The sequence below is a fragment of the Paraburkholderia sp. 31.1 genome (assembly GCF_014397645.1).
Taxonomy (GTDB): Bacteria; Pseudomonadota; Gammaproteobacteria; order Burkholderiales; family Burkholderiaceae; genus Paraburkholderia; species Paraburkholderia tuberum.
The window spans coordinates 1-9162 of the sequence record NZ_VZQN01000094.1; the positions used below are offsets into that span (position 1 = coordinate 1).

13 protein-coding genes and 1 pseudogene are annotated in these 9162 nt (G+C 59.1%); 3 read left to right on the top strand and 11 right to left on the bottom strand.

Translation table 11 applies throughout. The features are described from left to right. On the bottom strand, positions 1 to 785 hold a 785-nt coding region (locus F6X37_RS34665), incomplete at its 3' end, for an RNase A-like domain-containing protein (RefSeq protein ID WP_187614521.1). Positions 786 to 898: 113 nt separating this feature from the next. Between F6X37_RS34665 and F6X37_RS38125 the strand changes: the two are divergent. The 3 genes and pseudogenes from F6X37_RS38125 to F6X37_RS34675 form a co-directional block, all read left to right on the top strand. Then, a pseudogene (locus tag F6X37_RS38125) lies at positions 899 to 994 on the top strand (aspartate racemase); the annotation flags it as partial. An 844-nt stretch (positions 995 to 1838) separates the two neighbouring features. Further along, a complete protein-coding gene (locus F6X37_RS34670; protein ID WP_187614522.1) occupies positions 1839 to 2918 on the top strand; it encodes a helix-turn-helix domain-containing protein in 1080 nt (359 codons plus the stop codon). 258 nt (positions 2919 to 3176) lie between these two features. Continuing rightward, a complete protein-coding gene (locus F6X37_RS34675; protein WP_187614523.1) occupies positions 3177 to 3662 on the top strand; it encodes a hypothetical protein in 486 nt (161 codons plus the stop codon). A gap of 74 nt (positions 3663 to 3736) precedes the next feature. On the opposite strand, the gene F6X37_RS37400 is transcribed toward F6X37_RS34675, so the two are convergent. The 10 genes from F6X37_RS37400 to F6X37_RS36495 form a co-directional block, all read right to left on the bottom strand. Further along, complete coding sequence (locus F6X37_RS37400; protein ID WP_262420142.1) at positions 3737 to 4450, bottom strand: immunity 52 family protein; 714 nt, start codon at positions 4448 to 4450, stop codon at positions 3737 to 3739. Continuing rightward, on the bottom strand, positions 4447 to 5100 hold the full coding sequence (locus F6X37_RS34685; RefSeq protein WP_187614524.1) for a Tox-REase-5 domain-containing protein: 654 nt from the start codon (positions 5098 to 5100) through the stop codon (positions 4447 to 4449). Before F6X37_RS34685 ends, F6X37_RS37400 begins: the two co-directional genes overlap by 4 nt. Further along, complete coding sequence (locus F6X37_RS34690) at positions 5100 to 5444, bottom strand: hypothetical protein (protein ID WP_187614525.1); 345 nt, start codon at positions 5442 to 5444, stop codon at positions 5100 to 5102. The genes F6X37_RS34685 and F6X37_RS34690 overlap by 1 nt, the downstream gene beginning before the upstream one ends. Continuing rightward, on the bottom strand, positions 5431 to 5934 hold the full coding sequence (locus tag F6X37_RS34695) for a DUF4123 domain-containing protein (protein ID WP_187614526.1): 504 nt from the start codon (positions 5932 to 5934) through the stop codon (positions 5431 to 5433). The genes F6X37_RS34690 and F6X37_RS34695 overlap by 14 nt, the downstream gene beginning before the upstream one ends. After that, positions 5934 to 6293, bottom strand: coding sequence for a hypothetical protein (locus tag F6X37_RS37405; protein ID WP_260321364.1), 360 nt, complete (start codon positions 6291 to 6293; stop codon positions 5934 to 5936). Before F6X37_RS37405 ends, F6X37_RS34695 begins: the two co-directional genes overlap by 1 nt. A 206-nt stretch (positions 6294 to 6499) precedes the next feature. Beyond that, on the bottom strand, positions 6500 to 6901 hold the full coding sequence (locus F6X37_RS37410) for a hypothetical protein (protein ID WP_262420143.1): 402 nt from the start codon (positions 6899 to 6901) through the stop codon (positions 6500 to 6502). A gap of 275 nt (positions 6902 to 7176) precedes the next feature. Beyond that, positions 7177 to 7341: a hypothetical protein gene (locus F6X37_RS34710; RefSeq protein ID WP_187614527.1), complete on the bottom strand. Its 165-nt coding sequence runs from the start codon at positions 7339 to 7341 to the stop codon at positions 7177 to 7179. A gap of 55 nt (positions 7342 to 7396) precedes the next feature. Next, positions 7397 to 8686: a hypothetical protein gene (locus tag F6X37_RS34715; RefSeq protein WP_187614528.1), complete on the bottom strand. Its 1290-nt coding sequence runs from the start codon at positions 8684 to 8686 to the stop codon at positions 7397 to 7399. A 1-nt stretch (position 8687) separates the two neighbouring features. Continuing rightward, positions 8688 to 8915 (bottom strand): hypothetical protein, encoded by a 228-nt coding sequence (locus F6X37_RS34720; RefSeq protein WP_187614529.1) that lies wholly within the window; start codon positions 8913 to 8915, stop codon positions 8688 to 8690. After that, positions 8897 to 9162, bottom strand: a 266-nt coding sequence (locus tag F6X37_RS36495; RefSeq protein WP_187610692.1) for a hypothetical protein, incomplete at its 5' end; no start/stop codon positions are given. The genes F6X37_RS36495 and F6X37_RS34720, both read right to left, overlap by 19 nt.

Genomic DNA, 9162 nt, shown 5'->3' on the forward strand with positions numbered 1-9162 from the left:
GCCAAATTGCTCAACGGGCGGCCTCGCCAGACGCTCGGCTGGGACTCCCCCGAGGAAGCAATGGCTAAAGAGTTAGAGAAGGCTGGATTAGCTAAACGTTGCACTTGACTCTTGAGACTGCCATGCGCCCACGTCCTGATTCTTGCAGCATTGGCATCCACTGCTTCAGAAATGGCACGTTCGGCCTGCTCGAGATTTGTAAATGACGACACGATGTCTCGCCCGGACTCGCGTTTCAGCCGCTCCCTGAGCCATGCTTCGTTCTTACCAACATGCTTCTGGAGCGTGTGCCCTCCGAGCCCTGGATTGAGCGCTTTCGCCTCGTGCATTTGCAGATGGATCCGGCCCATCCTAACGCTGGCCGCGCGTGCAGCCTTGATCGAGCCAGCAAAGCCGAACGGCACGGCCATCTCGATAGACAGGCCGATCTGGTCTGCCATGTCAGGGCTGACCCGCATCGCCTCTGCCAGCTTCGCTGTGCCCTGCTGAGTCAAGCTGGCGGTATCGCGCCCTGTCCAGACCTGACGCAGGCCCGCCGCGGCCGTGTCCGAACCATGCGCCCCGAACACTACACACCCGGCCTTGCTTGCCATCGTCGGTTCGGGCAACACGCACAGCGCTGCCGCTCCGGCCATTTCAAGCACCCCGCCGACAACCTGCAAACCGCCCCACAGACGGTTGGAAAGCATTTCGGTGGGGCTAATCGAGTGGCGAGCCAGCACGGCCGACAGCTGCGGGGCGCTCAGCACCACTCGCACGCTGTCTGAATCCTGTTCATATGACATCTGAAACCTACTCCTGGTCGTTGGGACGACCACGCTAGCCGTCGGCTTAGACATCGGATATGGGCGATGGATGATTCTTGCGTCCCATCGGTCAACGAAGATTCGGATACTGACTCGCGCTCGGCGAACGGATGGCCAACGCCGCGCGCCAGCTCGAACGCAGCGGCGCCGATTTCATGATCCTCGCGACGAACACGAGCCGGAAGATTCAGTGCTGCCCGGCTTCGATACCGCCGCGTTGCATGACGAGGCGGCGGTGCAGTGGGCGATTGGAGGAGAGTGACGATGGGCTCGAGGCCTCGATCCCGCGCGAATCGTGTTGCATCTATTCACGCTCGCAGCATACGCAGCGAGCGCCACAAGCAAAACGTAGCGCCGAAAGTCAAAAAGCCCGCATGGCTTGCGCGATGCGGGCTTTCAACAATGCTTTGGTTGCGGGGGCAGGATTTGGCACCACGAGACAGATTGTATGGCTCCATAGCGTGCCGCAGCGGGGTCGCCCCCGTGCCCGCATCACGCCCGTAACCTGAACGGACGACCTCGCAGGCAGTTCCGTTATGCTTTCTGAATAACCAGGCGCACGCCCCAACAGCGTGCGCTTTTTTTGTGCCTGCTGAAGCAATCGGTTTCGGTCTGATGATAGAAAAACGCACTTGTCCACAGGCATCCCCCGGCATTTATAAATATGTTGCTGTACATCCAACACTCGAACGGTGGAGACATGTCATGCAAGAGGAGACTGACCCGGCATCCGTTCCTCCGACGACCGGCGCGCGGCACGGTTCCAAACCGGCTGTCATTGACACGGATTCGCGTCGCGTTTTCACGATTGACGAGTTTTGCGGCGCCTATCACCTGAGCCGGTCGTTCTATTACCGACTACGACACACAGGACGGGGACCGCGCGAGGTTCACCTCGGTCGCAAGGTGGTCATTACCGTCGATGACGCGCGCGCATGGGAAGACCGGATGCACGCGCTTACGCGTAAGGCCGAGCCGAATGGGTAACGCGCGCGGCCCGGATGACCGCGCTATTTTTCCGGGGGGTTACAAATGAATTACGGGTTTGATCTGTCTTCCTGCCAGTTCATAACCGATCACGAAGGGAAACGACTGCGGGTTGAAATGCCGATATGGTTGTTTGACCAGTTTGTGGAACTGAGGAACGCCGCGCTACGCGCACAGGCGACAGCTTTGGAAGAAAAAACACCACGCGGCGCGTACCGCAGTTCGCTCGCGGGGCTGACAGGCGTACCCGATGTTGCTGTCTCGGTCGATGCGCCGTTCCGGCCCACGCTCCCCGAACCGCGGACAAAACGTGAACGCGCCGAACGGCTGTTTCTGACGCCGGAAGAACGGCTGATGCAGGAGGCAACGCGAGCTGTCGAGTTCCCCACGGTGTCGGAAACGTCATCAGGCGCTCCTGCGGTGTCCTGCCAGGAAGAACCGGCCTCCCTGACGCCCCGCCACCCCGCGAAGCAGCAGGTATTCTTTCCGCGTGTATTTGTCGAGCCGATTCCCGACGAGGTTGCGCGACTGATCGAGCAAGGCAACTATAACCTGCGGGCGTGGAGACTCTATCGGGACCTTACGCCCGTTGAGGCCGCTGAACTCGCGGGCCTCTCCCGCGGCACGGTTCTCTGGCACGAACGCGGCTATAACGTGCCCAGCGTCGAGACACTGAAGCGCTTCGCGGACGTGTACGACTGCACGACCGGGCAGTTGACCCCGCAACCTGACTCCTGCACCAAACCCTACCAGTCCGTACCTGCCCCAAAAGGCCATGTGGCCCAATTTGCACCCGACGACACTGAGTATCCCGACGCCGTGATGGCGCACCTGATCGATGGCAGATCCCCGATTACCGCCTGGCGAATGTACCGGCGCATGACGATCGACCAGTGCGCCAAAGCCTTCGGCTGTACATCCAAGACCTTCAAGGGTATGGAAGCGTTACCCGTGCTGCGCGACCGGACCCAAAAGACACTGGCGCTTGTCCTTTCCTGCAAGCCTGTGCAGTTGCTGCGCCCCCGAGGTCTTGAAATCAAAAATACATCGCGGCCCGGCGCTTCTGCGGATCGAACAGAACACCGTGCGGCTCGAAACGATAACGCGCATCGCGCGCACCTGTAACGCCGGAGAAAAATCGATGGAAAAGCGAGATTCAGTTGCAAGCACAAGCATAAGACCGCTTCATTCCTGCACATACCGGTGCAGAACGGAAGTGAGAGATGTGCTGACCGGTGCGCAGCGCCCGCGCACGTCCGCAGCCACCCTGGATGGATAGCATCGCGTTGTAAAGCGTCGCGGTCCCATCCTCGGGCCGCGACGTGTGTGGTAATGCCCGCACCTTTGTGTGCGGGTTTTTTTTTGCCTTTTGGAGGTAGGGAAATGAGGCTTGGTGCAAATGTCTCCCATGTGCGTGAATACCTCGGATGGACGCGAACCGAGTTCACGTATCGTTTCGCGCCCGCCACGTTCGACCATAACAACAGGAAGCGCTGCTACGACAATCTTCGCTCGCTCGAAGTGCGAAAGCAGCATTCGTCAGAATTGCTGGCGTGGATGGAACCTGTGCTGAGAATCAGCGCCGCTGTGTTGCAGACCGACGACCTGACCCAACTCACGCATGATGCGATGTCATCGTTGCGTGCCCGGTATGTCGGGCCGCCGATGGATGCGCTTACCGTGGTGGTGAACCGGTGCTGTGATGGCGTCGAGGCGACGCCCGACGAATATCGGGCCGCTATGGAACGGGCGGATAAAGCCGGCAAGCGCGAAGAGGTGTTGCAACTGCTGGAGAAGATCGCAGCAGAACGGCGCAAGTGGCATCGTGGTGGATCGGCCCTGAGGCCCAATCGCTGGAATCAGGCGTAACGGAAAAAGGCCCGCGCAGTAGCGGGCCTTTTCGCAGGAAAAAGCCCCGCCGAAGCGGGGATAGCGAGCCGAACTCAGAGATCAACGAAACGCGGCAACAGGTCCTGATCGGCGAGGCGGATTTCGATATCGTTAGCCGCCTTGACGTGCTCCCGGTTGTTCACATCAAAGACTTCATCCGTCACGCTGACGATGATCGTGCCTTGCTGCTTGCCATCGCGCATGACAGGGATAAGGGCACGCGCTTCTGGCACCTGGGCCCACGCGAGAGCGTGCGGCAGATAGAGCATCCAGCCAACGCCAGGGCGGTCGAGAAAAACCTTCTCTGTGGTGGAGTACGCGTAAGGACCGACTTGCACCAGCACGCCGGGCCAGATTCCTAGTGCTCCTTCAACCAGATCGGCGACGCGCTCGTAAGAACGTAAACAATCGAAACCGTCCGCTCTGAAATCAAATTTTGACAACCATGTCAAATCGTAGGTTGCGCCGAAGCCTGCACCGCCTTTTCCCTCCAGCCCGTTCCATACATGAGTACTACTAGAAGATGCTCTCGGCTCGGCGGATGCAGATTCAATAAGCGCATCGGATGGTCCTGCGATGTTGAACGCAGGGAAATCCGGGTCCCCCATAACAAACCATTGATTCAGGTCAAGCCCGGCGCGCTTTAATATTTGCGCAAATCTCCAAACGTCTTCGCCTTGCTGAGAGGGGGGCGGCAAAGCAGACTGCTTAAGGCGAAACGTAAGCCTCAATTCAATGTCGAGAACATCTTCATCTTGACCGTTCATGATTCGGCGCTTTCCTTTATCAACATTTCTTTGTGTTCAGTGGTTATCGGTAGCCCCTTGCTTCCAAACTCTACGGTAGCCCATTGAAAGAAATTCTTCTGCATAAAGTACCACCGCAAACTAGTTGGTGGGTTGGCAATAACGACATTGCTCTGCTCTTTCGCCTGATGCACTATGCTGTCATACGCTGGCTTCGATTTGGCTTCTCCAGTATTTTTAGGCCCTTTCCCATGGAAGAAAAAGAATTTTGGCTTTCCCCTATTGTCAAAGAAAAAGTCGTAGTTTGCCTTAGCTTCCTGCAACAAGCATTTCGCCTTTTCGAAGCCATCAAAATCCTTGTTACTGAAGTTCCATTCCCATCCTGGAGCAAAGCCAGTTACGTAGTACTGATACCTCGCTGAAAGCTCCGACATTTCATACGGTACAGGAGCTTTAGTACCTTTTTCTGCTGGACACTTGCACGGCCTCTCACGTTCGCGGCTCCGGTCACGCGGCAGTTCGCCCCATCCGCCGTCTGCACCCGCGCCAGTGCCGCTGCTGCCTGCGGGACCAGCAGACGGTGCGGCGGTGGGGACCGGAACAGGCATAGGCATTGCCTGCGCCATTGCGTTTGCTGCGCGTGCGAGCGTCGCCGGGAATGGAATACCCATCAGCGTTTCTCCTTCATTTCCTGTTGCCTTTTACCCGTTGCCTCTAGCAGCATTTCAAACCGCTGTTCAGCCGGAACGCCTGATTTGTGCAGCCATGCCATGACCGCCGGAATCCGGTAAAACCCCGGCGTGGTGGCTTCCACATACAGGAAATCGACTATCGGCACGTCACGCGTAAAGCGGAGTACCTTGGTTTGCGCGAAGGCCGCATTAAGCCGGTCGCGCAAGGTCGGATCATTGGCCAGCGCGGGATAGTCGCACACGATATGACCACGGATAAAGTCCACATAGTTGCGGTCTTCGTGGGCTTTCAGAAGCGCCCATTGCCCTTCAGTAAATTCCATTGTCGTTGATGGTGAACCGTCGTCCTTCGTTGAGGTAGTGCCACGCGTCGGCAGCCCTGAAAAGCTCGCGCTCGCTCCTGCCGTGGCATACCGCATTGAGCGCATGCAACACCCTGGGGTCCCAGAAGCGCAGCAGGGCGGAACGTCCGTCCGGTATTCGGGTATCCAGGTGCGGGCGCAGCTTTGCGGCCTGCCTCTCCAGGCTCTCTGAGGTGATCAGCCAGATCACGCCAGGGCGGGCCTGTTCGAGCTCGCGCAGGACCGCAAGATGGTCGCGCGCCGTCTTCAGATCAACCAGCCACGGCCCCGCGTGTGCGAGTGCCATGTCGTTCGTGCCCGCGAACAGCGAAACCGTCCTATCGTTTTCGGGCATGAATTGCTGGCCGGTATGCTGCTGGTAATGAATACCGTCCACCAGCGCCAGCACGTGGCCACTGAAGTGCCGTTCCCCATACTGGCGAAGCTGTTCATTGACAGAGGCGGGAATCATCAGCGCTCCAGGGTCATCGCGCCTTGCCCGGCAGCGTGGATCATGCATTCGAGACAGATAGACGACTGCGGAAGCACCGATCGGGGTGTTGCGCCGTGGAGCGATAACGGGCCTTTTTTCTGCGCGGTATCAGGGGTGCGTCCGCGACAATTGCACGCCCATGCGTAACCCAGGGCTTCGGCCATCTCGTAACCGGTTGCATAGGACTTCAGACTATCGAACGGAAACCATTCGCCGGTTTCGGCGTTCAGCGCCATTGCAGACGGCATTGGCGGGAAGTTTGAGTAGATTGAATAGGTGATACGGCAAAGGTCGCACTCTTCCTTGCCCATGGTTTCATCCTGTTTCTGTTGCTCCATCTGACCTCTGCTGTTTTTCCAGAACACACCCGACGAATTAACCATCCAAAACGCGACACGGTCAACGACTTTAAATTGAGATAAAGCCGTTTTGACAGATTTCCGCAATTGCCCTTCCTATCTCAATTTAAGGTGCATTTTTCCAATATCACCGTCCAACAAAAAAGCGGCATTGAGCCGCTTTTCCCGTAAGTGATCGACGCCGGTTAGTGCTTTGTCCATGAAGCGTCCATAGCCGCCAGTTTCCCGTTCGCGCCCTGCGCAGCGTCAGCGAGAATCGCTGCCGCGTCCTGCGGTGTCAGTTGGCGGTTAGGAAGCCCCTTGGCGTCGAGCGCAAGCACCGTGAACAGTTCCTGATCGCAGCGGTTGGTCGCGTGGTAGTTCTCGCCGATCTGGATCATCAGTTCCAGCAGGCTGCGGTGTTCGTGTCTTTCCTCGACAGTCACAGCAGGACTCCTGAGCATTGAGGTCGCAAGTGTGATCAGGTGTTGAAGTTGCTGGCTCTGCCGATCACAAAGATGGAAGGCCGCAAGCGCGAGCCGTTCATACTGGAGAGCGTCTACAGGGGGACGAGAGGGAGATTGCTGCTTTCGGGTGGGTTTGGTCATGCGCGGTCCTTGTTATCGTGAAGGATCGCCCGGACACATAAGGAGGTGGTGAGCGGGCGCAGTGACAGGGTTGGCAGACCGGACTTGAAGACCAACGACCGGCAGGCGCGAGCGCCTCCCTGCCAAGGCCCGCCCGTAGAAAACAGACGTGCAGAGGCAAAGGCATCGCCTGCTAGGCAGGCGTGCCGGTCTTCAAGATTTTTCAGGCTGCCAAGCCTGATCCGTCGATGTTTTGACGGCATTCCGATTATAAGCGGATGCTGGAGAATTCGCGATTATTGGGATAGTGCGCTGTCGCGAAGGCTCGAGGGGACTTTTACCGTCCCCGTATGACCTTCAATGCCGCTCACGGTGTTGTCGTTTCCTTCGATGTAAATCACGGTGCAGGCCGTCAGCATCGGGACCGCGAGAACGAGCAGGATCAACGCAACGCGTCGCATGATGGAGTTCTCCTGCGCGACAGGTAGGCGTCTACCGTCCGTGCCTTTTGCCTCATCAACTGTATTCACGCATGATCAGCAGCCCGTCGCTGCCATTGCCAGCGTTGTACGAACCTGGCAGGCCGGTTCCACCGCCACCGCCCGCTCCCCGACCTGTGGCGTCATGAACCGGAGTCGCCCCGGAAGGACCATAGACACCGCCCATCCCGGCAGTGCCGAACATCGACCTTCCGCCTGCGGTGTAATTCGATGCTGTCGTGCTGACAACCGGCAGGGAGCCTTCGCCGCGCAGGTTCAGGTCGCCACCGCTGCCAGTTCCACCGGGCGCACCGAGCAGGACGGCATTCGTGGCCGAGCCAGACCCGCCTGCGCCACCGGTCGCGACGGCAAGGGGTGATCGCAGGTCTCCCAGATGAGTCAGATAGCCGGGACTACCCGCGTTGCCCGAAGCTGGTACGGTACCACCCTCACCGATGCCGATATCCAACTCGTCCGGCAGACTGTCAGCGGAGCGGCGCAGCCAGACATAGCCTCCCGCGCCGCCACCCGTTGCCGTGCCCGCATTGGACGTCCGGCTGGCGACACCGCCCGAGCCGCCACCGCCCTGAAGTGCGGTCTCCACCATAGCCGGCCTGTGATCCGACTTCCGCCACGGCGGATTCGCGATCGAATGTGTACCCGTTCCCACATCGGTCATCGATATGGTGTCGCCCTGTACGCTGGCGATCTGGAACGTGCTCTGGTCGATGGATACCTGAACTACGGCATAGGTCGTGCCCCGCGTGATGTTGGCGGGTAACGTGTCGGTACTGTCGAACGTCACCGGCGATCCCGTGAGAGGCGCACGGTGTGAACAGTTGATGACCGGCGACCCCGCTGAAAACGTGACGCTTTGCTCCACAACCGAATAGACGGTGACCGCAAGCAGCGTCGAGCCGCGTGTCGGCTGCGGAATTTCCGGTCTGTTGAGGATCGCGGCGACACCGGTCTCAGCGTTCCAGTCGGCATTGACCTGCGCCGCAGGAATAAGCGGCTGGTCCGTCAGGTCGTGGTAGCTGCCAGTGGTGGCAACCGTTGCAAGACTGTCGGTAATCGTACTGACCGTTTTCGCGAACGAGTCAACGAGGACATCCGCAAGCTGGTTGACTTGCGTGAAGTCCGGTGTTCCACCAAGCGCGATGATGGCGTTGCGCAGTTCCTCGGTAATCGCGTGATACCACCACTCGCCGGGCACAGTTCCGGTAACGCCCGCCGCCGGATTGCCATTTGCCGGAAAGCCCCCCGGATTATCTGCGGGTGTTTCGGGCGCATCCTCGACCGCGTTGGCCTGCCAGTAGCGATCCATGTCATTCCCCGTCACCCGGGACAAAGTCGGCGATATCGCCAAAGTCCCCCGCGAGGCACGCCTCGAAAATGTCGCGACCGTGCTCGTGCGGATCGTCCGGCATGGCGATGAATGGCATGAAGTTGTCGAAGCGCACGAAGTGGACCTCGCAACGAATGCCGGTGTGTTCCGCGTCGGCCCATGCGGGATTCCTGACAGCAACAATGTCCATCACGCGATCCTCGTCCATACGCACCAATAGTCGCCCGCAGCGGCCGCATTGCCGCTGCTGAGCCACGTTCCGGGGCGCCCCGGCAGCGCTGCGACCGTACCTTCCGGCGCAGACTGGCTGCTATCGCCTGCACGCACAATGAACGCTACCCACCCGATTCCATTTCCGCTGAGCGGTTGCAGGTTGGCCGGTGTCCATGCGCCGCCCACCTGGCCCCGCAGATCGTTCACCGCGTTGTTCACGTTGTTGATGTTGTTTTGCAGGT

Excerpts from the sequence above, each read along its gene's own strand:
- F6X37_RS34670 (WP_187614522.1), top strand. The coding sequence starts at position 1,839 with ATGAATTACGGGTTTGATCTGTCTTCCTGCCAGTTCATAACCGATCAC.
- F6X37_RS34675 (WP_187614523.1), top strand. The coding sequence starts at position 3,177 with ATGAGGCTTGGTGCAAATGTCTCCCATGTGCGTGAATACCTCGGATGG.
- F6X37_RS37400 (WP_262420142.1), bottom strand. The coding sequence starts at position 4,450 with ATGAACGGTCAAGATGAAGATGTTCTCGACATTGAATTGAGGCTTACG.
- F6X37_RS34685 (WP_187614524.1), bottom strand. The coding sequence starts at position 5,100 with ATGGGTATTCCATTCCCGGCGACGCTCGCACGCGCAGCAAACGCAATG.
- F6X37_RS34690 (WP_187614525.1), bottom strand. The coding sequence starts at position 5,444 with ATGGAATTTACTGAAGGGCAATGGGCGCTTCTGAAAGCCCACGAAGAC.
- F6X37_RS34695 (WP_187614526.1), bottom strand. The coding sequence starts at position 5,934 with ATGATTCCCGCCTCTGTCAATGAACAGCTTCGCCAGTATGGGGAACGG.
- F6X37_RS37405 (WP_260321364.1), bottom strand. The coding sequence starts at position 6,293 with ATGGAGCAACAGAAACAGGATGAAACCATGGGCAAGGAAGAGTGCGAC.
- F6X37_RS37410 (WP_262420143.1), bottom strand. The coding sequence starts at position 6,901 with ATGACCAAACCCACCCGAAAGCAGCAATCTCCCTCTCGTCCCCCTGTA.
- F6X37_RS34710 (WP_187614527.1), bottom strand. The coding sequence starts at position 7,341 with ATGCGACGCGTTGCGTTGATCCTGCTCGTTCTCGCGGTCCCGATGCTG.
- F6X37_RS34715 (WP_187614528.1), bottom strand. The coding sequence starts at position 8,686 with ATGGATCGCTACTGGCAGGCCAACGCGGTCGAGGATGCGCCCGAAACA.
- F6X37_RS34720 (WP_187614529.1), bottom strand. The coding sequence starts at position 8,915 with ATGGACGAGGATCGCGTGATGGACATTGTTGCTGTCAGGAATCCCGCA.